This is a genomic window from Vibrio sp. 1751 (assembly GCF_033339895.1).
GTDB classification, from domain to species: Bacteria; Pseudomonadota; Gammaproteobacteria; order Enterobacterales; family Vibrionaceae; genus Vibrio; species Vibrio alginolyticus.
In genome coordinates, this window is the sequence record NZ_JAWOVM010000001.1 from 77,648 (window position 1) to 101,081 (window position 23,434).

At 45.5% G+C, this 23,434-nt stretch carries 25 protein-coding genes; 10 read left to right on the plus strand and 15 right to left on the minus strand.

The window, feature by feature from the left end; translation table 11 throughout:
- Window positions 1-64: 64 nt before the first annotated feature.
- The 3 genes from R7041_RS00330 to R7041_RS00340 form a co-directional block, all read right to left on the minus strand.
- Entirely contained in the window at window positions 65-994 is a 930-nt protein-coding gene (locus R7041_RS00330) for an SRPBCC family protein (protein WP_064369212.1), read from the minus strand.
- A 137-nt stretch (window positions 995-1,131) separates the two neighbouring features.
- Window positions 1,132-2,373, minus strand: coding sequence for a sensor histidine kinase (locus R7041_RS00335; RefSeq protein WP_025767687.1), 1,242 nt, complete (start codon window positions 2,371-2,373; stop codon window positions 1,132-1,134).
- Complete coding sequence (locus R7041_RS00340) at window positions 2,345-3,013, minus strand: response regulator transcription factor (RefSeq protein WP_064369211.1); 669 nt, start codon at window positions 3,011-3,013, stop codon at window positions 2,345-2,347. Before R7041_RS00340 ends, R7041_RS00335 begins: the two co-directional genes overlap by 29 nt.
- 89 nt (window positions 3,014-3,102) lie before the next feature.
- Between R7041_RS00340 and R7041_RS00345 the strand changes: the two genes are divergently transcribed.
- Both R7041_RS00345 and R7041_RS00350 read left to right on the plus strand, forming a co-directional pair.
- Window positions 3,103-4,302, plus strand: a complete 1,200-nt coding sequence (locus R7041_RS00345) for a DUF5666 domain-containing protein (RefSeq protein WP_064369210.1) — start codon at window positions 3,103-3,105, stop codon at window positions 4,300-4,302.
- Window positions 4,303-4,451: 149 nt separating this feature from the next.
- Window positions 4,452-4,748 (plus strand): hypothetical protein, encoded by a 297-nt coding sequence (locus R7041_RS00350; protein ID WP_206949038.1) that lies wholly within the window; start codon window positions 4,452-4,454, stop codon window positions 4,746-4,748.
- A gap of 96 nt (window positions 4,749-4,844) precedes the next feature.
- Here the strand turns inward: R7041_RS00350 and R7041_RS00355 are convergent, their stop codons facing one another.
- Window positions 4,845-5,894: a Preprotein translocase subunit SecY gene (locus R7041_RS00355; protein ID WP_206949039.1), complete on the minus strand. Its 1,050-nt coding sequence runs from the start codon at window positions 5,892-5,894 to the stop codon at window positions 4,845-4,847.
- Window positions 5,895-6,333: 439 nt separating this feature from the next.
- Here R7041_RS00355 and R7041_RS00360 point away from each other — a divergent pair, with 439 nt between their 5' ends.
- Window positions 6,334-6,795 carry a hypothetical protein gene (locus R7041_RS00360; protein WP_005388493.1) on the plus strand — a complete coding sequence of 154 codons (462 nt, stop codon included), beginning with the start codon at window positions 6,334-6,336 and terminating at the stop codon, window positions 6,793-6,795.
- A gap of 93 nt (window positions 6,796-6,888) precedes the next feature.
- Window positions 6,889-7,362: a copper chaperone PCu(A)C gene (locus tag R7041_RS00365; protein WP_005375841.1), complete on the plus strand. Its 474-nt coding sequence runs from the start codon at window positions 6,889-6,891 to the stop codon at window positions 7,360-7,362.
- Between the two features lie 342 nt (window positions 7,363-7,704).
- Here the strand turns inward: R7041_RS00365 and yegD are convergent, their stop codons facing one another.
- The 4 genes from yegD to R7041_RS00385 all read right to left on the minus strand — a co-directional run bounded on the left by yegD (window position 7,705) and on the right by R7041_RS00385 (window position 11,038).
- Complete coding sequence (gene yegD, locus R7041_RS00370; protein ID WP_206949040.1) at window positions 7,705-9,054, minus strand: molecular chaperone; 1,350 nt, start codon at window positions 9,052-9,054, stop codon at window positions 7,705-7,707.
- Window positions 9,055-9,176: 122 nt separating this feature from the next.
- Window positions 9,177-9,800 (minus strand): hypothetical protein, encoded by a 624-nt coding sequence (locus R7041_RS00375; protein ID WP_130545582.1) that lies wholly within the window; start codon window positions 9,798-9,800, stop codon window positions 9,177-9,179.
- A gap of 326 nt (window positions 9,801-10,126) precedes the next feature.
- On the minus strand, window positions 10,127-10,447 hold the full coding sequence (locus R7041_RS00380) for a DOPA 4,5-dioxygenase family protein (RefSeq protein ID WP_005375836.1): 321 nt from the start codon (window positions 10,445-10,447) through the stop codon (window positions 10,127-10,129).
- A 396-nt stretch (window positions 10,448-10,843) separates the two neighbouring features.
- Window positions 10,844-11,038, minus strand: a complete 195-nt coding sequence (locus R7041_RS00385) for a hypothetical protein (protein ID WP_127891143.1) — start codon at window positions 11,036-11,038, stop codon at window positions 10,844-10,846.
- 65 nt (window positions 11,039-11,103) lie between these two features.
- Between R7041_RS00385 and pdhA the strand changes: the two genes are divergently transcribed.
- The 3 genes from pdhA to R7041_RS00400 are packed head-to-tail and all read left to right on the plus strand — an operon-like array spanning window position 11,104 to window position 14,319.
- Window positions 11,104-12,198 carry a pyruvate dehydrogenase (acetyl-transferring) E1 component subunit alpha gene (pdhA, locus tag R7041_RS00390; protein WP_104980762.1) on the plus strand — a complete coding sequence of 365 codons (1,095 nt, stop codon included), beginning with the start codon at window positions 11,104-11,106 and terminating at the stop codon, window positions 12,196-12,198.
- Window positions 12,191-13,174, plus strand: coding sequence for an alpha-ketoacid dehydrogenase subunit beta (locus R7041_RS00395; protein ID WP_017634235.1), 984 nt, complete (start codon window positions 12,191-12,193; stop codon window positions 13,172-13,174). The genes pdhA and R7041_RS00395 overlap by 8 nt, the downstream gene beginning before the upstream one ends.
- Window positions 13,171-14,319: a dihydrolipoamide acetyltransferase family protein gene (locus tag R7041_RS00400; protein ID WP_161440803.1), complete on the plus strand. Its 1,149-nt coding sequence runs from the start codon at window positions 13,171-13,173 to the stop codon at window positions 14,317-14,319. The genes R7041_RS00395 and R7041_RS00400 overlap by 4 nt, the downstream gene beginning before the upstream one ends.
- A 67-nt stretch (window positions 14,320-14,386) precedes the next feature.
- Here R7041_RS00400 and R7041_RS00405 read toward each other — a convergent pair whose 3' ends face one another.
- Window positions 14,387-15,352 (minus strand): electron transfer flavoprotein subunit alpha/FixB family protein, encoded by a 966-nt coding sequence (locus R7041_RS00405; protein ID WP_005375829.1) that lies wholly within the window; start codon window positions 15,350-15,352, stop codon window positions 14,387-14,389.
- A 137-nt stretch (window positions 15,353-15,489) separates the two neighbouring features.
- Between R7041_RS00405 and R7041_RS00410 the strand changes: the two genes are divergently transcribed.
- Window positions 15,490-17,151 carry an electron transfer flavoprotein-ubiquinone oxidoreductase gene (locus tag R7041_RS00410; protein WP_206949041.1) on the plus strand — a complete coding sequence of 554 codons (1,662 nt, stop codon included), beginning with the start codon at window positions 15,490-15,492 and terminating at the stop codon, window positions 17,149-17,151.
- Window positions 17,152-17,210: 59 nt separating this feature from the next.
- Here R7041_RS00410 and R7041_RS00415 read toward each other — a convergent pair whose 3' ends face one another.
- Window positions 17,211-18,095 carry a LysR family transcriptional regulator gene (locus tag R7041_RS00415; protein ID WP_005388553.1) on the minus strand — a complete coding sequence of 295 codons (885 nt, stop codon included), beginning with the start codon at window positions 18,093-18,095 and terminating at the stop codon, window positions 17,211-17,213.
- A 117-nt stretch (window positions 18,096-18,212) separates the two neighbouring features.
- On the opposite strand from R7041_RS00415, the gene R7041_RS00420 reads away from it, so the two are divergent.
- On the plus strand, window positions 18,213-18,884 hold the full coding sequence (locus R7041_RS00420; RefSeq protein WP_206949042.1) for a type 1 glutamine amidotransferase domain-containing protein: 672 nt from the start codon (window positions 18,213-18,215) through the stop codon (window positions 18,882-18,884).
- An 84-nt stretch (window positions 18,885-18,968) separates the two neighbouring features.
- Here the strand turns inward: R7041_RS00420 and R7041_RS00425 are convergent, their stop codons facing one another.
- On the minus strand, window positions 18,969-19,616 hold the full coding sequence (locus tag R7041_RS00425; RefSeq protein ID WP_017634240.1) for a glutathione S-transferase family protein: 648 nt from the start codon (window positions 19,614-19,616) through the stop codon (window positions 18,969-18,971).
- Window positions 19,617-19,734: 118 nt separating this feature from the next.
- Between R7041_RS00425 and R7041_RS00430 the strand changes: the two genes are divergently transcribed.
- Entirely contained in the window at window positions 19,735-20,565 is an 831-nt protein-coding gene (locus R7041_RS00430; RefSeq protein ID WP_104976565.1) for a LysR family transcriptional regulator, read from the plus strand.
- 9 nt (window positions 20,566-20,574) lie between these two features.
- Here the strand turns inward: R7041_RS00430 and R7041_RS00435 are convergent, their stop codons facing one another.
- The 4 genes from R7041_RS00435 to R7041_RS00450 all read right to left on the minus strand — a co-directional run bounded on the left by R7041_RS00435 (window position 20,575) and on the right by R7041_RS00450 (window position 23,373).
- The gene (locus R7041_RS00435; protein ID WP_104976564.1) at window positions 20,575-21,147 is read right to left on the minus strand and encodes a protocatechuate 3,4-dioxygenase; all 573 of its coding nucleotides are present in this window, start codon (window positions 21,145-21,147) and stop codon (window positions 20,575-20,577) included.
- 138 nt (window positions 21,148-21,285) lie between these two features.
- Window positions 21,286-21,954, minus strand: coding sequence for an arginine ABC transporter permease ArtM (gene artM, locus R7041_RS00440; protein WP_009696340.1), 669 nt, complete (start codon window positions 21,952-21,954; stop codon window positions 21,286-21,288).
- Complete coding sequence (gene artQ / locus R7041_RS00445) at window positions 21,951-22,640, minus strand: arginine ABC transporter permease ArtQ (RefSeq protein ID WP_206949043.1); 690 nt, start codon at window positions 22,638-22,640, stop codon at window positions 21,951-21,953. The genes artM and artQ overlap by 4 nt, the downstream gene beginning before the upstream one ends.
- A 1-nt stretch (window position 22,641) precedes the next feature.
- On the minus strand, window positions 22,642-23,373 hold the full coding sequence (locus R7041_RS00450) for a lysine/arginine/ornithine ABC transporter substrate-binding protein (RefSeq protein WP_054576777.1): 732 nt from the start codon (window positions 23,371-23,373) through the stop codon (window positions 22,642-22,644).
- Between the last annotated feature and the right edge of the window lie 61 nt (window positions 23,374-23,434).

Sequence of the window (23,434 nt, forward strand, 5' to 3'; positions counted from 1 at the left end):
TTATTCTTTAGTAACATTTCGCATAACTAGTATGATACCTAAACACCCTACTCGCCTGCGCCTGTCATTTCTTAAACAAAATAATTTCCGTTCTTAGCTCTTCTTCCGTGGTTTCCTTCGGACTATTCAGGTAGCGTTCGATTCCTAAAGGACTGGTTTTGACTTTCATACCACTCTGACGAACCAAGTTCATCGCTAAAGCCCATGCATTTCCCAAAAACTGATATTCACCTCGGTGTTCAACGACAAATGTTTCACTCTCAGGAATGGTACCAGTAACCGCCCCTTGAGGCGCTGGTACTGGGTTATGAAGAGGAAAGCAAGTGATAAACTCGAATGTACCTTTCTGCATATCCATCGACTGGTAATAACAAAACAATTCACCATTCACGGATAGGGTTTCGTCACTAATTAACTGTTCTAGTTGCTGAACATGCTTCTCAATTACCGAACCTAATTCCTGCAAGCTAGCCACACCCTTGATCCCAATGTAATGAATTTGAGGCAACGTTCGGTTACCAATTTCGGCTAAGTCTGAATGCACTCGTCCGGTTTCAAGCTTACTTTTAAGCATGCGTAACCCACGTTGATAATCCATCTCTATCATCGACTTAAACATACTTTTCAGAAAGAACAGATACCAAGGGACGCGAGATTGCATTTGCCATTCGACTAAACAGCCATTTTGTGACGGTGTCACGATTAGAGTCACCTTTCCATGGCTCTTGATTGGGCGAAAGAAATGCAGCTCCATATCTAATCGATGCTCTTGAGTACTTTCCAGTACAATCGCGCCAGTCCCAATACGCTGACCATTCCATTGATAACCAGCTCCAACGTGGCCCTGATTATCACTGAATGTCAGCTCGCAGCTTGGTTCAAGAATGATCCATGGTGACCAGCTGGGCCAGTTATTGAAGTTCTTGAGATAGCCAATAATTTCACTTTGATTCTTATTAATTTCAATACTTCGGCTGACCAGATAAGAGAGCATAACGGTTCCTCGAGTTTCCGCTTCACTAACTTCAGTCTAATTCAAATTCCAGTTTTTTCTTGTTTGACTGCGGGTTAGATGCGTACGACAAGAAAAATCCAGAGCGTTAATTCTCACTTGAATCAATACGCGCAAAGCTAAGAGCAGAACTCCACTTTTGCACTAAATCGAACACCATCATCGTCCAGTACTAACGCCCACCCCATCCGTTCACATATTCGTTGTACGATAACAAGCCCACAACCATAACCAGCATTGTACGTCTCGTTGCCATCGTGACGGTTTAGGATCTTAAGCGCATGACCTTTCAACTCAATTTCAATATCTCCCACACTATAGCTAAAGGCGTTTTTAATCAGATTGTTGATAACAATGGTCACAAAACTCTCTGGTGCCTTCACTACACCACTATGTTGTTCGTGCAAAGCGTAATTCGAATCTTGCTTGGCAAATAAAGGAGCTAGCTCTTCCAACTGTTTTTGTAAACAAGTGAGAAGCTGATGCTCTCCGTAATGCTGAGGCTCTATTTTCTCTTTACCAAGTAAGAGAAACGCTTCTGTCAGTACACGCATTTCGTCACAAGCTGACTGCATCCTCGTGATGGCTTTTTGCGCAACTCGAGGTTGATCAGGAATACGCGTCAGAATGTCTGTTGAGCCTTTAATCACCATGATTGGCGTTCTCAACTCATGCGATGCAAAACGGCTAAATTCTTGCTCTCGTTTGAAATAGCCCGCGATATCGTTCTTATTGTCCAGCAAAGTCTGCTCTATCTGGCGTGTTTCGCTGAACTTAGTTTCAACTTGGAAAGCGGGTTGATCCGGTGACATTTGGCTAATTTTGTCTTCAATTTGCGCTAATGGCCGAGACAATATTCGAACCATGTAAATGCCATACCCAACCATGACAAATGAAAACAAACCACCGAGCAGCAGCGTAAACTGATGCAGCGAGCTTTCGTATTCGTCCAAGTAATCATCTGAGTCATCTTGAAACACAATGTACATAAGCCCCTTCCCTGAGGGATGGTTCAATACAACAAAGTGTTTGTCTTCTTCACCAAGCAGGTATTCGTAAAAACCAGGTGAAGTAAAAGAGAGCAACCAATCGGGTGTCGGTGCTTCACTCCAATATGAGTTGAATTCCAATACGTTTGGCAATGGCGCATCCCAGCCCTGTTTCTCGAAATTCTCACTATAAAGCGCAGCTTCAGTATCTAGCCAGTGATGTAAACTCAGCACTTCCAGTTTGTTTTCTGCCACATAAATCAGCGACCAAAAAAGAGTAAACATCACAAACGTCATGACCCCAAAACCCCAACGGATCTTGCGATAAATGCTTGGATATTCGTTATGCTTTAAGTCGGTAACCTTGTCCATGAATAGTCTCTAATCGTGATTCTTCAAAACCTTTGTCTAGCGCGGTTCTTAAACCGTAAATATGGCTACGAAGTGCATCACTTCCGGGTGGTTCGTCTCCCCATACACTATCGATCACTTCTGTGCGCGAGACCGCTGCTGGAGCACGTTGGAGGAGCAATTTTAAAATTTTAGTTTGAATTCGACTCAGCTTAATTTCTTTGTCTTTTCTCGTTACTTTTCCTGTACGCGCATCTAAACAAATATCTGCAAATTTGAGCGTTCCGATATCTTGTCTTGGACCACGATTAGCCAAAGCATGAGCACGCAAACTGAGCTCTTCCATCGCAAATGGCTTCATTAAATAGTCATCTCCCCCCGCTTTAAAAGCCGCGATTTTGTCATCTAGCGTATCTTTTGCCGTTAGGAAGAGAATTGGCGTTCCACATAACTTATCTTGTCGAAGCTTCTGTACCGTACTGATGCCATCGAGCTTCGGCATCATGATATCCATGATGATTACATCGTAATGATTTTCCTCGATTAACTTAATCGCAGCCTCTCCATGAAACGCACAATCGATTATCATGCCTTCGAGCTCAAGATAGTCTGCAATCGTCTCCGAGACGTTATGGTTGTCATCTACAATTAAAATTTTCATAAAATCACATTTCTTCACGATCTCTTCACGATATGCCCAATAAGATACAGGCAATTTCCTAAACTCGCTCGTAAATTGAGGTTAATACAATGAAAAAACTCGCTCTTATTTCTGTAGTAGGTTTGGCATTGTCTGGTTGTGGTGGTTCAGGTGGTGGCAGCAATAGCGATAGCACACCAACTCAACCAGCAGTGAAACCAAGTGTAGCGATTGGCTCTGTTGAAGCGGTCAACGCTGAAGAAAGCACGTTAACCGTCAATGGACATACGTATCGTGTGTCTGAGGTGGTTTATGACGACACACAAGTGCAATTGGCCGATGTAAAACCAAAAATGGTGGTTCGCGTGGGGTCAGATATTCGGCAAGCTTCGAACAATGGCGTCCGAGTCACACTTGAACCAACCATTACAGGACGTGTCACAGCGATTGATCATGTGAAGAAAACATTTACGGTAAACGGCGTAGATCTGCAGTTTGACGGTTTAAGTGATGATATAGAGATCAACGACTGGGTGATGGTGTCATCCTTGCCGACTGCGGATGCGGGTTATCGAGTGTTGTCTGTGGTCGAACTCGACGTAGATAACGATTACCCAGTACTTGATAACGACTACGAACTGGAAGGCCGTATTACCAGTATCGATGAAAATGCTGGCACGTTTGAGCTTGGTACAAATATAACCGTATCTTACGACAACATTAGCCAACTTAGCATCGGCCAATGGGTGGAAGTAGAAGGTGAAATGCAAAACGGTATCTTCATGGCACATGAGGTACAAGTTGAAGACTACGACGATCTAAAAAATGACAGCGATGTGGAAGGTATCGTGACTTGGGTTGCCAAGGATTATAGTGAGTTCTCTCTAAACTACCGAGGAGCATTCTTCATCGATAACGCAACACGATTTGAAGACGGCAGCAAAGCGAACCTAAAACAAGGCCAAGAAGTGGAAGTAACGTCTGTCATGAAAAATGGCAAACGCATCGCTACCGTTATTGAGTTTGAGCAACCAGACTTTGACGATAACAACCAATGGCAAGGTAAAGAATTTGAATGTGAAGGATACGTATCAAACTACGATGCTGAAGCAAGAACATTTGAAATCGAGCGTTGCGAAAACGACGCAGATCAATTGCTAAACAACACGACCGTTGTGATTGATGCACAAACACGCTTCCAAGGCATCGAAGAACTTAACCTAAATGGTGCTCGTGTCGAAGTCGAAGGTGTGATCATTAACGACCAAAATATTGCCCGTGAAGTGGAGTTAGACGTTTACGACAACTAATCCCTTCTACGCTTAAGAAAAAGTGTCACTTCGATGGCACTTTTTCTTTTTACCTTACTTTGCTTCCCAAGCTCAAACCAACAAATTCTCAGCCAAAGCCTTTTCTCTCCGTTACACTTTACCTATGTTTCACAACATTGGTGACGACTATGAAAAAACGCAACCTCATTTTGTTAATCTTGTTTTTTGGTTCAGCCACGAGCTTAGCTAGCGTTATGGATCCTGACTGCGATGCAGAAAAGGCAGCTAAAGCCGCTGCGACAAAAGCCGTGGTTGGTGTTGGTGGTCGCTGTACGCCTAAAGAGGCACTGAAAGATACCGCAGTTGATGCAGGAAAAGACAAATTGCCAGATGAAGGGATGGCGGATAAAGCTATTGATGCAATGACACCGGAAAAAGAGAAGAAAACGGTGAAAGACGTAACCAAAAAGCTCAATAAAGATTGATACGCTTTCTTGTAGTTAACTTTAATAGCGAAAATTTCCCCCCCCAAAAAAAAGAGCGCCGATTGACGCTCTTTCCGAACTCTAATAGATAACCAATTATGCGGTCTCTGCTTCACCTATCCAATGATAATGGTGGTTGGCTTTTTTCCCCACTAAACCGAGCTCTGCCAATTCTTCAAATACCTTGTCTACCTCTTCCGCAGACAGCCTAAACTGTTTAGCAACGGCTTTTTTGGTGCACGTAATTTGATGCGTTTTAAGTGCATCGCTAACTTGCTCTAACAAGGTTTTCGGTTCCTTTGGTTCTTCTGGCTCCGGCGCTACTGGTATTTCTTGCTCTTCTTCCTCTTTTATATGAGGAAGATAACCCGCAGGCGCTGGGTCTATATCGCGAACTGTTTTCAATATCATGCCCTCATTTCTGCGATAGAAATATCGGAACCGTTGCTCTTCACCAATCAAGCCAACAAAAAATGCAGCAAAGAAGTCCAACAGAATCGAAAGAAATATAACCAAGCCAAGCTGAGCTTGCTGAGAGGTGGTACCAAATGCGTTGGCTAGGCTATCAATCAAACCAATCACTGAGCCTTGCGTGACCGGCGGTAAACTATCACGCTCCATAGCCAAGCGTTGCTGCTCTTCACGTAAGGTTTTGTTTTGATCCTGAATGCGAGTTACACCAGTCGCGATACGCTCCATCTCGATGTATTTCTGCGCTGCCATATTGTTGAGCTCAATCTGCTTATCGATTGCCGCAATCTGACGATTAAACGCTTCCACTTTCGCCTGCTCTACCGAAATATGACTTTGTGCACTATTGGTTGCACTATTAATCCCACCAATACTACCGCCAATGGAAATCGCAGCTAAAACTAAATAAAACACGAGAGCGGTTGCAGCTCCTGTGTAGTTGCGATGGGCTCGGCGCTCACCGTATTCATACCAAGCGTAAAATTTACCCGCTTCAAAAATGATCGCTAAACCACCAAATAAGGTTTGCATCATCGGGTTTTCGTCGATCGACAAAAACAGCAATAGAGAAAAAATAGTCGATGCTAAAATCGCAGCACCGGTGAATGCATATACACTCACCATGGCAAATCGACCTTTAGGGTATCGATATCCAATCTGTTGTTCGTATTTCATTTGAGAAATTTCTTAAGATTAATAGCCCCTCCGACTAAGTAGGACGGACGTTTCTGGCATGTACAAAGGAGCGCAGAATACCGTATCCTTTATTAAATTACTGTCATAATTCCGTTAATGGAAAACAAGTGAAGATTCGGTGTGCATTTTGAATCGATATCAGCCAAATCTAGCACGTAAAAACACCACCACGACACCCACTAACCGAAGCTTCAGTGGCATATAAGAGAGATTAATTCGGTATCTTCAAAAGCGACTAGGCAAGACTGACAAGTTGAATTGGAGGTTGTGAATGTCAGCCGAATCAAGACATTAAAGCGTTAAAAATAGGCAATAAAACAAATAATGCACACTTGCATCACCTTTTAGTAAACTGATAATTACATTGTTTGGTTAATTTGTTAGTATCCCGCGCCGAAGAAGATAAGCACTCAATTGTATGGAAAACACTCTAATACAGCACAAACACCATCGCTTGCACGCTATTGCGGTTATTATCGCGGTGTTGTTTCAGTTGTATTTAGCGTCCACAGCCGCTCTTAACCCTACACAAGTTCACAGCACAACGTGGCTCAACAAAGTCCAAAGTGAAAAGGTTTTACTGTGTACCGCAGATGGTTTCAAATGGGTAGATATCAATACGTTGATTGAGGCTAACGCTCAATCTTCTTCTAAGCTCATCCAAGATCTTAACTTACACGACGGCTTTCAGTTTGAATGCCCGCTTCTTCAAGCTGTTCAATTCTTTCTTTTGGTTGCGATTGGGCTTTACCTGACAACCATCCATTGGCTGCGCCGAGTAAAGTATGCACTGACGACTTATCACTTTTCAAAATGCGATAAGCTCGTTTACAAACACATCGCGCCTAAGCACTCTCCGCCGAGTGTTTTTCCTGCCTAACAGGCATCTAATCATTGACAACTTTATTCAAAAATAACGATGACTCTGTTTGTTGTCCATTCAGAGAAGCTATTAATTCAAAAGGAAAAACACATGCTTAAATCATTAAAAACCGCCGCTATCGCGCTTATTGCTGTCATCGCTAGCCCACTGAGTTTAGCGCACGATTATGAAGCAGGAAAAATTCATATCGACCATCCATGGAGCCGCGAAGCGCCACCAAACGCACCTGTTATCGGTGGTTTTTTTCAATTAACCAACCACGGTGACAGTGAAGATGCATTGATCGCAGCAGAAAGCCCAATCGCAGGGCATGTCGAAATTCACACGCATAAGAAAGAAGATGGTGTGATGAAAATGATTAAGATTGACGAAGTGCGCGTTCCAGCCAATGACTCAGTGTTGTTTAAGCCAGGCAGCTTCCATTTAATGATTTTTAACCCAACACAAACTCTTAAAGAAGGCGACCGCTTCCCTATGACGTTAACATTCAAAAACGCGGGTAAAGTGGAAGTAGAAATGGCGGTTGAAAAACAAGGTCACATGGAAAAACACATGCACCATTAATGACGTAAACAAAAGTGCCCGCTGATTTAGCGGGCATTTTTATCTCAGCTTAGTCAAAATCATTATCCAATAGGTCCTAACTCGACTCTTCAGAATAATGGTGATAAATAACGCTTGGCGAAACGGCGTCATATATCATAACAGCGTGCTCGGGCAAGAGATTCTAAATCACGCTCGTTCCTCGCTATTCAGAATGACCTTGAAAGACTTAAGATCCTAAAAAGGTTCCCTACCCGCTTAAAACTCAACCTCTCGACAAAGTTATCCAACCATCACTTGGCAAGCCTAAATGAAATCATAAGTTTGGCAACAAAGACCCACGGTTAATCGGATTTCTTTCTACTAGAAACAAACCTCAGCCCAACGAGCTAAGCCCGCAGTTACTGAGCCAAAATAGTTTCCACTGACAACCGGAATACTTGGCAGTACGGTTTGAACCGCATCGCGCAAGATTGGCGAGCGTGCCGAACCTCCAGTCATAAAGATAGCATCGGGGTTAACTCCAGCTTGCTCTACCGCTTCTGTCACCAACGCCGTCATTTTATTCTTTGGCGACTGGATCGCTTCGATCATTTCGTCACGTTGTACATCAACTTCAATCGTTTCTGATAGTAAGTTGATGCCAGTTCGGTAAGAAGCTTGTTCTGAAAGTGCCACTTTTGCCTCTTCGGCACGGCGAACAATGTTGTAGCCTAAAGACTCATGATACACCTCTAGCAAACGAGCAAGTTTTTCTGGCTCTTGAGCCTGCTTTTGAAGCAACTTTAACGCTGATAGGTTCTCTCGCGAATAGAAGTCACTCTGCGCTTCTACATTATTGATTGCTATCGGGTTCCAGAATTGGGTAGTCGGCATCACAATACCTGACTCCATTTTACTTCCCATGCCAAAAGGGAACATGAGCTGCTTAAATGCTAACGCGATATCAAGATCATTCCCGCCGACACGCTGGCCACTGTGAGCTAACAAGCTTGCGGTCCTATCTGCTTTGCCGCGCCAAGACGGTCCCATTTGGATCAACGAACAGTCCGTTGTACCACCGCCAATATCGACTACTAGAATGATTTTATCTTCGCTGAGTGTCGCTTCATACTCTAGGCCCGCCGCGACAGGCTCAAACTGAAACTCCACATTTTGGAAGCCCGCACGTTTCGCTGCCCGCAACAAAATGCGTTCAGCCTGAATGTTAGCCGTTTCACCGCCACGCCCATGAAAGTTAATTGGTCTGCCGATCACAGCATCGGTAATACTTTGCTGCGCATCGCTTTCGGCTTCCGACTTAATATTGTCCATCATCGCGCAGACAAGGTCTTCGAAAAAAGCCAATTGCACATCACGCAAGCCAGATGCACCAAGAAAAGACTTCGGCGATTTCACATAATAGATATCGCGAGGATCTTCCAAATAGAGGTTAAGTGCATCCTGACCAAACGCAATGTCGTCGGATTCTAAGTCAATACTTTCTTCTCGGTTTAAATTGATTGCCCGGCGTAAAACCTGCTCACCAACTTGATCTAATGGTTTAATATCTCGATGGCGAAATAAATGCTCGGATACCGATTCACGACTCGGTGCAGCAAGGGTGGAAGGAATAAAAGGGCTGTTTCCTTCTAGATTAAGCAGTACTGGCTCACCCGGTTCCATTTTAGCCACTGAACAGTTTGCAGTACCATAGTCAAAGCCGATAAACATTGTTTCTCCCACTGTCCCACTGATTAGTGGCCTTTTGACCGTTAAAAAAACTGGCAATGCTAACTTAATGGCATAAGAATTACTATCCTAAAATCGAATGTAATTTAACGTGGAAAACCTATCTAAGGTACACTATTTTCTCTTTTTGCAGATGGCACAACAACCGCTACCAATAAAGCTAACAGCAGGAACACAGGGCTAAGCATTAATCCATGCCAGATTGAATACCCATCATGGAACAGCCAGAATATACCAAGCGTCAGTAGGTACGAAAAGTAGCTGCAAAACACCAAGCTAATCGCGACAAAGCGCTTTTGATTAATAATAAGAATCCGCACTAGATACTGGCTAAGAATACCGGAGCAGCGCATGGCAAGTTGCCAATTAATGATAAAGAAAGCAAGCGCAATAAACCCAGCTACGACCAGTGCATCATGCGTGCTTAAAATGAAGTAGCTACCAAATCGGCTTATGATGACCGGATAATCGCCTTCGTATATCGTTGACCAAGATATTGCGTTCGCTGCTGCTACGTAATTGGCAAAATAAGCAATAGCGTAGAAAGTCGTTTGAGAACTGAACGGCTGAAATACATCCCTACAAAATCCTCGCCATTCTTCTTTGTTGGCGGTAGGCCCTACCCAGTCACGTTTTTTTTGGGCGGTACGCCCGGCAAACTCAGGCCCGTTGCGAAACAACAGCCAAAATATATAGAGTGCAAGTATAACCAAGAGTATTGAAAACATACCCTTCCCCCTCAGCAATTATCGGCGCCACTGCCAATGGCGTTGGGGTCGTAAACTGCACTTCCCTGCTATACCTATTTGATTTATCAAAGACTTATTGTTTTATTACCACCAAAATTCATTTAATGGCATGCTAAACAGCGATATTTTCACGCTTTGTGCGTGAAGTTCGAAAGCCTACTTTTAGGTTTAGCATAAAAATAGCTACAACAAAGCGTAAGATAGGGATTCCGCACCCATCAATGAAGATGAGGCGTTAAGCAGAAGCTGCGACCGCAATGAGAAGAGAAGGATTCAAAGCGGCCATGCATGGGCGGGAGGAGCAACTATTTCTCTAACTTTTCTTCAAATACACCAATCTCTCTGCCCAACCAAATCGCGCGTTCTGTGTGATCGAGCAACTCTTCTTCGCTTACTGGGTGAATAAGCACAGAAAAATCGCCTCGAATCGTATCAAGCCACGCCAAGAACTCTTCACTCAATGATTCTAGGTGAATTTCAAACATCGGCATTTTGTGTGGGCCAACTAACCTTCCAACTAATGGAAACACACGCAGCACATCTTGACGCTCTTGACGGATGATCTCGTTCAAGGCTTGCGCTTTATCTTGTTCTCTTAGGGGAAAATAAACATGAGCGTGGTACATAACTTCTCCATAATCACTTCCGCTTGAGCACCACCTACTTTGGATAAGCTCAAGGACTGCCGAGGGTATACATTTGTAATGCCGTCACCCTACCTTGATTCCACTCAGTTGGGAAGAAGTTATGCATTCTCATAAGGTCGAGGCTTCGAGCACAACAAAAATTTGCAATTCATCATATAGCAACTGTTTGAGTTGATTCATTAATAATGACTCACTTTGTCAAATTTTACAGCCAAATTTTGTTGCAAATATGTTTCATTAACCAGTAATTAAATTCGAGTTTAAAAATACCACCAACAAAATATCAGCATATTACTCTGCAAAATCAGGGTGCAAGCAAAACTTTACTACTGATCGAAAGTCAAAATGAAGCATAATTTAACAATTTGTTTACACTTATTGTATCTGGCTATACCACGATTTAGTTAGAGGGTTAGATACAGAAAAGCCTTTCTCTGTATCTTGCGGTGAAATAGTCGCAGCGATGTTATCGACAAATAGTTTAAGGGACGAACAGATGCCTACCGCTATCGAAAGCACACGCAACCTTAGGTATGGCCTTTGCGCTGATATCAGAGTTTGAGTACCCATACAAACTCTGGTTTTGTATGAACAGCTGCAGTCCAAAAGACCCGCAGCGTCAAAAGGAGCTTGAGATGAACGTTCAGGCATTACCCATGCATCGGTTTATCGACCATCGTGGGGACCTAGTCGGCCAACTACCCAACTGGGCTGACACTGAAACATTGGTCGGGTTTTACCGAGATATGGTATTAACTCGCACTTACGACAACAAAGCAGTTGCCTTGCAACGCACCGGTAAGCTAGGGACCTATCCCTCACACTTAGGCGCGGAAGCCATAGGCATTGCGGTCGGCAGAGCACTTAAAGCCGATGATGTGTTTGTTCCTTACTACCGCGATATGCCTGCGATGTGGTGTCGTGGCATTGGCATGGAAAAGAACCTTCAATACTGGGGTGGCGATGAGCGCGGGAGTGATTTTGCTCCTGAAGGCAGTCCGGTTCCTAGCCGAGACCTTCCCTACTGTGTACCCATAGCGACGCAATGTACGCATGCTGTCGGGGTGGCTTCCGCGCTAAAAATTCAAGGTAACCATGAAGCTGCGCTAGTCATGTGCGGCGATGGTGGTACATCCAAAGGGGACTTTCTTGAGTCAATAAACTGCGCAGGTACTTGGAATATTCCACTTGTTTTCGTCGTAAACAATAACCAGTGGGCAATTTCAGTGCCGCGTAGTCTACAATGTGCCGCCGATTTCTTATCAGCAAAAGCGCAAGGTGCAGGTATACCGGGTATTACTGTCGATGGTAACGATGTCGTCGCCGTTTATGATGCAACTAAAACCGCCCTTGAGAGAGCAAGAAAAGGGAAAGGCGCAACACTCATCGAAGCGGTGAGTTACCGACTGAGTGACCACACTACGGCCGATGATGCGACTCGTTATCGTAAAGAAGATGATGTTCAAACCGCATGGCAATACGAACCTATCGCACGTCTTAAAACGTATCTCCTTAATCAAGGCGCTTGGAGCGACGAACAAGAACAGCAATGGCTAGATTACTGTAAAGAGCAAGTAGAGTTAGCTGTTGAACGCTATCTGAGCTTACCGCCACAAGCACCAGAAACCGGTTTCGATTATTTGTATGAATCGCTACCTCAAGAGCTTCATGCACAAAGAGATGAACTCATCAACAAGGCAATGAGAATGCAGGGAGGCAGACATGGCTGAGCTAACGTTGGTTGAAGCAGTAAACCTTGCCCTGCACCACGAAATGCAACAAGACCCCAATGTTGTCGTATTAGGTGAAGACGTGGGCGATAATGGTGGTGTATTTCGTGCCACTGTTGGACTCAAGCAAGAGTTTGGTCTTAAACGAGTCATCGATACGCCACTCGCTGAAGCCTTAATCGGCGGGGTTGCGGTCGGTATGGCAACGCAAGGATTACGACCTGTCGCCGAATTTCAGTTTCAAGGTTTCGTTTTTCCTGCGATGGAGCACTTAATGTGCCACGCGGCTCGAATGCGTAACAGAACTCGCGGTCGGCTCACTTGTCCCGCGGTTTTTCGTGCGCCATTTGGCGGCGGTATCCACGCTCCGGAACACCACTCAGAAAGCGTGGAAGCGCTATTTGCTCACACTGCTGGATTTAAAGTAGTGATTCCTTCTTCTCCACAACGCGCATACGGCTTACTTCTCGCTGCAATTAGAAGCAATGATCCCGTCATGTTCTTCGAACCGAAGCGCATATATCGCACAGTTAAATCTGAAGTCGTTGATAACGGCGAAGCACTCCCACTCGACACCTGCTTCACCTTGCGTAAGGGGCGAGATATCACGCTCGTTACTTGGGGCGCATGCGTCGTAGAGTCACTTCAGGCCGCGCAAACCTTGTCTAGTCAGGGGATTGAAGTCGAGGTGATTGATTTGGCGAGTATTAAGCCAATTGATACCGCGACGATTTTCAGCTCACTAGAAAAAACTGGACGTTTACTCGTTGTTCATGAAGCGAGTAAAACTTGTGGTGTGGGCTCTGAGCTATTAGCTCGAACCGCTGAACATGCCATGTGCTTACTTAAAGCCCCACCTAAACGAGTAACTGGAATGGACACCATTATGCCTTATTACCGTAACGAAGATTATTTCATGGTTCAGGAAGAAGACATTGTGACCGCGGCGCGCGAACTCGTGGAGGATTGGAAATGAAGACGTTTAACTTACCCGATCTCGGCGAAGGCCTCGCTGAATCAGAAATTGTAAAATGGCACGTTAATGTCGGAGACATGGTTAAATTAGATCAAGTGATCTTAACCGTAGAGACAGCAAAAGCGACGGTCGACGTCCCTGCCCCCTACTCGGGCCGTGTGGTCAGCCGTCATGGTGAGGAAGGTGAAATCGTCAATATTGGTGCATTACTGCTAGAGATTGATGAAACAGGTGCCGGGAGAGAAGTAACGACAGAGAAAAAAGCCACTGCTGACGCCGCAACCGTCGTCGGCAGCGTTTCTCACCAAGCGCATCATGTAAACGTTGATGATTTCTGGATAGGTGGCAACCACAACACGACAGAAAGTAACCTCGTTACCGCCCTGCCTTCGGCTCGCTTGTTGGCACAAAAACTTGGGGTAGATCTTAACCTCGTGTCAGGTAGTGGCCCGAACGGACTTATCGTTGATGCCGATATTTACGACGAAGCCGGAAAACAGCGTCCAGGCACCGAAGTTTTGAAAGGCGCTCGACGTACCATGGTATCGTCTATGACCGAGTCGCACGAACATGTTGCCGCCGTAACCATTACGGAAGAAGCGTTGTTGGAAGATTGGCTGCCAAACGAAGATATCAGTATCCGCCTTGTTCAAGCGATTGTTCATGCGTGTCAAGAAGAGCCTGCTTTAAACGCTTGGTTTGATGCCGAAACCATGACACGCTGTGTACACACAACGGTCAATGTAGGAATTGCAGTAGATAGCCGTCATGGATTGTACGTACCAGTCTTGCGCCACGCAGATGAATACGAGCCACAAGATGTTCGTCGTTGGCTCGATCAAACCGTTGAAGGGATCAGAGAGAGAAAAATCGGTCGTGAGCAATTGCAGCACGCGACGATTACGCTTTCCAACTTCGGCGCGATTGCCGGTATTTACGCAACACCTGTCGTCACACCGCCACAAGTCGCTATTGTAGGCGCGGGCCGAATACTCGACCGAGTTGTGATAAGAAATGGTCAGGCAATTTCGGTGAAAGCAATGCCGCTATCCGTAACGTTTGATCATCGCGCTTGTACTGGTGGTGAAGCTGCAAGGTTTACGAAAGTACTTGCAGAGCACCTGCAACGTCCGAGCGAAAAGTAACTTATTAAAATCAAATGATAAAGGCTTCCAATTTGGAAGCCTTTTGTTTTAGGGAACAAGACTATATCTACAGCTTCTCTAACAGCTCAGGCATTACCACAAACAAATCGCCGACCAATCCATAATCTGCAATGTCAAAAATAGGCGCATCAGGATCGCTATTAATTGCAACAATCACCTTGGAATCTTTCATTCCCGCCAAATGCTGGATCGCGCCAGAAATTCCGACGGCAATGTATAACTCCGGTGCAACAATTTTGCCGGTTTGCCCAACTTGATGGTCATTAGACACATAGCCCGCATCGACCGCCGCTCGTGACGCCCCTACCGCTCCACCTAGCTTGTCAGCCAATTGTTCTACTAAAACAAACTTCTCTTTACTCCCGAATGCACGACCACCCGACACTACTACTCTAGCCGCTGGCAATTCTGGTCGCTCACTTTCTGGCGTTTGTTGCGAAACAAACTCACTAAGTTTATTGATAATCACCGTGTCGACTTGAGTAAGCTTAGGGACAACTGGCGTGTCAGATAGCTCTGCGGCATCAAAAGCCGTACTTCTTATGGTCATCACTTTATAGGGATCATTCGACGTGACTCTCGCCAATGCATTTCCAGCATAAATTGGACGAATCACCGTATCGATAGACTCGATTGTCATCACGTCAGAAAGTTGACCAACATTAAGCAACGCCGCCACACGAGGCATCACATTCTTACCAAATGTACTGGCAGGAGAAAGAATGTGTGAGTAGTTTTTGGCTACTTGTGAGATCAAAGGTGCGATATTTTCCGCTAATCCATGTTCATATCCCTTCGCATCAACCCAGATAATTTCTGCAACACCTTGAACACAATTCAACTCATCCAAAACTGATTGGCACTGATAACCAATAAGCAACACAGAAACAGGAAGCGATTTATCATCATCCTTAATCTCAAATGCCGCTTTAATTGCACACAGCGTCCCTACAGCCAACGATTGGTTGTCATGCTCTGCGAGCACAAGTGTTGCTAATGGTCGGTCTTCCATGGTCATGCCTCATATAACACGTCAGATCCATTACTTGAGCTTAGTCCACTTCACGTTAACGTCAACTGAGCTATAGTTTTCTGTATAGAAACCAAAACCTGTCACGCAGATGACGATAATAGAAAGGAAGCATAAAGATGGAACGAGAATGCATGGAGTTTGATGTCGTGATCGTGGGGGCCGGACCTGCAGGCTTAAGCGCCGCTTGTCGGCTAGCTCAACTCAACCAAGACAGTGAAGGTGACGCACTTTCAATTTGCGTTGTAGAAAAAGGCTCAGAAGTGGGCGCACATATTTTATCTGGCGCTGTTTTTGAAACTAGTGCCTTAGATGAGCTTTTCCCCAATTGGAAAGAAATGGACGCCCCGCTAGCAGCCTCAGTTCAACGAGATGATTTCCTTTATCTTACTACTGAACAAAACCATATTCGCGTTCCCCACTTCCTTACACCGCGTCCAATGATAAATGGCGAGAATAATTACGTAATTAGCCTTGCCAACCTTTGCCGTTGGCTCGCTAACCAAGCAGAAAATCTTGGGGTGGAAGTTTTTCCGGGCTTTGCCGCTGCAAGCATCAATTATGATCAGACTGGCGCCGTGACAAGCATTAACACGAGCGATATGGGACTAGATAAGAACGGCCAGGCCAAACCTAACTTTGAACCAGGTATCGAGCTAAGGGCAAAATACACCCTTTTTGCTGAAGGTTGTCGCGGACATCTGGGTAAAGAACTTATTCAAAGGTTCGACCTAGACGCAGGAAAGCAACCACAGCACTACGCGCTTGGCCTAAAAGAGATATGGGAGTTACCCACTGACAGTAAGGATGTATCTGGCAGTGTTATCCACTCCGCTGGCTGGCCCTTGAGTGAAACAAATACCACAGGCGGCGGTTTTCTCTATCACATGGAGAACAACCAAATCGCCGTCGGGCTTATTGTCGACTTGAATTACAGCAATCCTTACTTGAGTCCGTTTGACGAATTTCAACGCTTTAAGCACCATCCTGCTATTGAAACACATTTGAAAGGTGCTCAGCGCATCGCTTACGGCGCAAGAGCCATTGCGAAAGGTGGGCTTTCCTCTCTGCCGAGACAGCAATTCCCTGGCGGTTTATTGATTGGTTGTGATGCGGGGACTTTGAACGTCGCAAAAATTAAAGGCAGCCACACAGCAATGAAATCCGGAATCATTGCAGCAGAAGCGGTACATACGGCCCGACAAACTGGAGCTTCTGAGCCAGACTACCAGTCGTTGTTTGAATCATCATGGTTGTATGACGAACTCGCCGAAACGCGTAACTTTGGCGCGAACATTCATAAGTTGGGCAGCATACTTGGCGGTGCTCTTTCGACTTTTGAACACAACCTGTGGCAACCACTGGTTAAGAAGCCGTTACCTTGGTCTATCAAGGACTATTCGCACGATCATGAGCAGTTAAAACCTAAACAAGAGTGCCACCCAATTGCATACCCAAAACCAGATGGTGAAATCAGTTTTGATAAGCCTTCGTCGGTATTTTTGTCGGGAACACAGCACGAAGAGAATCAACCTTGTCACCTTGTTCTGACTTACCCTCACATTCCAATTGATGTGAATTTAGGTATGTATGACGAACCGAGTCAGCGCTATTGCCCCGCTGGGGTTTACGAAGTGGTGGAAGTGGACAATAAGTTGAAGTTTCAGATAAATGCCGCCAACTGCGTGCATTGCAAAACCTGTGACATCAAAGATCCTTCGCAAAACATCACGTGGAAAGCACCAGAAGGTGGCGGTGGACCGAGCTATCAAAACATGTAGATACGTTAGTATGTTGACGATCTAACAAATGGATAAACAAACCGATTGGCAGAGCCTCATTACTCCTGCCAATCGGCAAAATGATCAAGCAAGAAGTCGATAGCCAATCGCGCTCGTAGTGGTAGAAAGTGACGATTCTGATAAACAATCCAGCTGCTGTTGCCACTTCCCCAATAGGGCTCTAGGATTGGCACCAAACGACCAGACGAAATAGCATCGTTGAAACTGCTCTTCGGTAAGTACGCCACACCTAATCCTTCTGCACAGGCTTGCAAGACCGTGTGTGCGTTATTGCTCTTCCATCTGCCCTGCACTTTTACGCCATCTAAAGGCTTGCCATCTTTTTCAAACAACCAAACGTCTTTGTTGGCAATAATGCAGCTATGACGCTTGAGTTGCTCGGGGTGCGTTGGCAAACCATGTTCATCGAGATAACGCTGACTGGCTGCCGCTGCCATGGGACGATCCACCAGCTTTCTCGCAACCAAGCCTGAATCACTCAACCTACCGTAACGAATGGCAAAATCGAAACCATCTTCAATAAAGTTGACCATGCTGGTGTTGAAGTTGATTTCTACCGTGAGATTAGGATGTTGCTTGGCAAACGCCATCAAGGCAGGCGCTACATGGTTTTCAGAAAACGCACCAGCGGCACTCACACGTAACGTACCACTCAATTGAGTTTGCTGCGTGGTGAGTTGCTCATTGGCTTGCTGAAGCCCAATCACCAACTCTTTACACTGTTGATAATACGCTTGCCCCGCTTCCGTTAGACTCACCATTCTTGTCGAACGTGCTAACAAAGCGACACCTAATCGCTCTTCTAGTCTTGTGACTTGGCGACTGACGTGACTGGTACTGCAACCTAACTGTTTTGCCGCTGCAGAAAACCCTAAGCTCTCAGCAACCGTAACAAACTCATTGATGCCTTCAAAACTGTCCATACTTACCTTTGCTATATAGCAATAATGTTTTGCCAATTAATCATATTATCACTTATTTGTTTAGCAATTAGTATGAAGGTGTTCAACAAATATACGTAAGCCAAAAAGGAAACCATCATGAAGAAAGTACTCATCATTGTGACGAACCATGCGACCCTTGGTGAAACTGACCAAGCAAACGGAACTTACGCGCCAGAGCTCACTCATGCGCTTAGCGAACTACTAGATGCAGGCTTCGATTACGACATTGCCTCTATCAAAGGCGGGCAAGCACCACTGTACGGAACCGACATCGAAGGCGACGCAGTGAACGAGAAAATTTTGGCGGATGATGATTTCCAGAACCGCATCAACAACACGATTCCAGTGTCACAAATCAACGGTGACAACTACGATGCGATCTTCTATCCGGGTGGTTTTGGTCTTCTTTCAGACCTAGCGAGCAACGAAGATTTTGCCAAGATTTCCGCAAAACACTATGAAGATGGCGGTATTGTGGCAGCAGTTTGTCATGGTCCGGGCGCTCTTCTTCCTATCACGCTTAGCAATGGCGAAAAGCTGCTTGCGTCTAAATCAGTAACAGGTTTCACTCGCGAAGAAGAGATCGACTTCGGCACCATCAACGATATCCCATTCCTATTGGAAGAATCTCTTGCACGTGGCGCAGCGCGCTACTCTAAAGTGCAACCATGGCAAGAGCTTGTAATTGTGGATGATCGTGTCATCACAGGTCAAAACCCAACGAGCGCACACGGCGTAGGCAGAGCGATTGTTGAACACCTAGCTTAAACGCGCCGGAAACGACAACTATCCTAGAAGAGGAAAGCGTGCTTTGTCATGCTTTCCCTTGCTACAGGCGATCGCAAGATGCGCTTATACTTCTTCCCCTGCCTCGTCCTCTTCTACGATATCCGTTTCTTGGCTCGCCTCTTCCAACCATTGCTGTAAAGATTCACTTGCTAGCACCTTCTGTTGGTAAGCTTTGGCACCTTCGGATAACTCGATACCGTAAGTTTGGAAACGCAATGCCACAGGTGCATACATAGCATCCGCTATCGACCATTCTCCAAATAGCCAACCGTTGGGATACAGTTTGGCTTGCTCTGCCCAAATAGCGTCAATGCGAGCAATATCTTTACGTGCCCCCTCCGTTAGATCGACTTTTCTGCGTGCGCGGATGTTCATTGGGAGTTCGCTTCTTAAGTTAAAGAAACCCGAATGCATTTCTGATGCGATGGCGCGTGCTTTAGCCCGTTCTGCAGACTTACTTGGCCATGCTTTGCCTTGTAAGTATTGCTCGTTAACGTATTCCAAAATCGCTAATGAATCCCACACTGTTGCGTCACCATCCACTAAGGTAGGGACTTTCGCGGTTGGTGTAATATCTTCCAAGGTCTTATAAAAATCTTCTGTGAATAATTTGAGCTTGGTGACTTTCACATCCAGTTTGAATTGAGAAAAGATCAGCCATGCGCGAAGTGACCAGCTTGAGTAGTTTTGATTAGCAATAAACAGTTTCATGACGCCTCCATGCGGTTCGTGTTTTGAGTACCCATTCACAATATCTGATTGTATTTAAGGGGACTAACGGATAGTTTTGATGGAACACTTCAACAAAAACGATGGATGAGTTTTAGATATGGATATCGATGCGTTACGCAGCTTTCTGGCTTTTGTCGAAACGGGAAGTTTCACTCGTGCAGCCAAGCAGATCAATCGCACCCAATCCGCGTTCAGTGCTCAAATGCGTAAGCTAGAAGACGAACTCAGCGTCAGTTTGTTTGAAAAAGAAGGTCGCAACCTAGTATTGAGTGAAGCGGGACTGGCACTGCGCTCTCACGCCGAACTATTGGTTAACTTGCACAATCAAGCACTGAAACAAGTGAAGCGCTATGAAAACAAGCGCCCTCTTCGCTTAGGTTGCCCTGAGGATTACAACGACAATATCCTGCCTAAAGTCATCCGCGTATTACAGCAATCTGAGCCCACATGTTCAATTCAAGTCTTCAGTGAGCCAAGCATCACCTTGAGAGAAAAACTTGATGAAGGAAAGCTAGACGCAGCTATTGTGACAAGAGCACCGGACAGTGAGGAAGGTTACTGGCTAGCAAGCGACAAAGGCGTGTGGATTGCTCATCCTGATTTTGACATTGAGAACGCCCAACCTCTCCCTCTCGCCCTATTCCAAACCGACTGCAAATACCATGCGGCAGCAGTAGACGGATTAACCAAACGTGGTACTCCTTATCAACTACTGGCGTGTTGCAATACGGCCTCCGCACAACGAGCGATTGTACGTTCGGGCATGGCTATCGGTGCGATGGGCAGTATTAGCGTTAGCGAGGATCTTAAGATCTTAGGCAATATGCCATCGCTGCCTTCCGTAGATATTGTACTGGTCACGGGCGTCGAGCCTCATCCGATACTGGATAAAGAATGCTTGGCGCAATTGGTTGAGTTAATGGCTTAACCGGATTAGCTAGCCAATCACAAAGTTAAATTGGCCCGTTAACCGCCCGTCGATTCGTATAGTTTCAAACTGCAGATAATCACGGGCTTTGCCTCCCCACCATTCATCGCCAGTATTGCCTTTCAAGTACAACTGAGTGGTCAGAAGTTCTTGATTATCTCGCAACAACTTAACGTGAATGTGCGGTGGGCGAGAAGCATAAGGTACAGGGTACAAGGTCTGAAACAAGTAGTGACCATCCGATTGAGTTAAAACTGCACCAAAGCCAGCAAAGTGCGCATCAAACTTATCGTTATTTGGTTGCTTAGGATGATCGTAAATCCCCTGCCCATCGCATTGCCAGATTTCTACTTTGATGCCTGAAACTGGGTTTCCCGATGTATCTACTACTCTGCCTTGCAACACGATAGGTTCACCGACCAAGCCTTCTGATTGCAGAATCAAGTTTTGACGAAGAGGAATATCCACTACTGGATAAAATGGCCCTTCTGTTTGTGCTGGCGTCGGCCGCATTGGTGTCGTCGCTTTTAAAGAGGGTGCGAACAACAATGTCCACAGCGCTAAAAAGTGTCTTCTTTCCATGGTGCCACCAATACAATTGCATTGAATTAAGTTTGGTGGAACTTGAGGGATTTGCCATAACGAATATAAAAAATGCCCCTGCAAGAGAGTCATTTGCAAAGGCACTGTGGAACGAGATGATGAGTGTTGATTGAAGGTTTATGCGGCTTCGAACGCCAATGCTTTCTTCTCTACCTGACGGAAAATAAGAGTTAGCACACCATTTACCGTTAAATAAAATGCGCCCGCAATACCAAATACCGTCAACGTATCGTAAGTTTGTGCGTTAATGCGCTGCGCGTAACCCATCAGATCCATGATCGTAATCGTGCTTGCTAGTGACGTGCCTTTGAAGACCAAAATCACTTCGTTCGAGTAAGCAGGAACAGCACGACGAATAGCGTATGGTAGAAGCACTTTCAGTGTTGCTGTTTTGTTCATGCCTAATGCACGACACGCTTGCCATTGACCGGAAGGAATCGCGTTAAACGCTCCTTTGAACAACTGAGTGCTGTAAGCAGCGGTATTGAGTGCTAGTGCTAGCATCGCACAGAACCAAGGTTGGCTTAACCATGTCCAGAATACGCTTTCTCTTACGACATCAAACTGACCTGGACCGTAATACACCAAGAAGATCTGCACCAACAAAGGTGTACCAGTAAACAAGGTGATGATGCCACGACTTAACCAATGCAAACCCGGAGTACGTAAGATCAGAGTCAGCGTCATCATCAAAGCTAAGAGACAGCCCACCACCAAAGAAGCGGCGGTCAATTGAAGGCTAGTGCCTAAGCCATCCAGCATTTGCCAAACGTGTTGTTCGTTCATGCGGTCGCCTCCTGTCCCATGCTCATACCTTGAATTGAGAATTTCTTATCAATCAGTTTTACGGCACGTTGCGTAATCAAAGTAATGCCTAAGTAAATCGCCGCAGCGGTTGCGTACCATGTAAACGCTTCATGCGTCGCTGCAGATGTTAGCTGCGCTTGTTTCAACAAATCCGTTACGCCAATCAGTGATACAAGCGCGGTGTCTTTCAGCAGAACCAACCATTGGTTAGTTAAACCTGGTAGTGCGTGTCTTACTGCTTGTGGTAAAACAATGCGAACGAAAGCGTGTGCTTGACTGATGCCGAGTGCACTTGCTGCTTCTCTCTGCCCTCTTCCAACGGCTTTTAATGCGCCACGTAGAGTTTGAGAAGCGTAGGAAGCGAAGATCAATGACAACGCCACCACGCCAGACAAGAACGGGCTAACTTCAATAAAGTCGCCGGTGATTAAAAACAGAACCTGCGTCGAACCAAAATAGATGAACAACACGACAAGGATTTCTGGCAAACCACGTACAATCGTCACAAACGCCGTCATTGGCCATTTAACGAAAACGCGGCGAGACATTTCACCACTGGCGAATACCACTGCCAGAATCAAACCGACTAAAAGGCTTGTGAAGGCTAGCTGGACAGTCATCCAACTAGCTTGAACAAGCGATAAAGAGTAACCCATTAGTGCCATATTACTTACCGAAGTACTTGTTGTAGATTACGTCGTATTCGCCGTTCGCTTTCACTGTTTGCAGTGCTGTGTTCAGCTTGTTCACTAGCTCGTCGTTACCTTTATTTACTGCGATACCGAAACCGTTACCGAAGTATTTAGGGTTAGTGACGTGCTCACCCACGTAAGCTAGGTTGTCTTCTTTCTTGAACCATTCTGCTACGACTGCTGTGTCACCGAATACAGAATCAATACGGCCATTTTTCATATCGATGAACGCGTCTTGGTAGCTTGAGTAAGGAACCGCGGTTACGCCCGGCATTTGCTCAATCAGGTAGCTTTGGTGTGTTGAACCGTTTTGAACACCAACACGCTTACCTTCTAGTGCTTTTTGATCAGCCACTTTTTCTTTGATAGAAACAAACGCTGCTGAGTTGTCATAGTATGCATTCGTGAAATTCACTTGCTCCAAACGCGCCTCAGTAATGTCCATTGCAGAGATTGCCGCATCGTAGCGCTTGAATTTTAATGCTGGGATCAAGCTATCGAAAGATTGGTTGTGGAAGGTGCATTTTGCTTCGATTTCTTTACATAGTGCATTCGCCAGATCCACATCAAAACCTTGGATTTGGTTGTTTTCATCCATGTATTCGAATGGGGCGTACGTCGCTTCCATCGCAAATTTGATCTCTTCTTGTGCTGCTGCGTTCGCTGAGACAAGTCCGATTAGTGAAGCTAGTAGAATCTTTTTCATTGCAATACTCCGTGTGTACTTAGTGGGCTGACACTCGCAATGACAGCCGAGCTTATCTGTT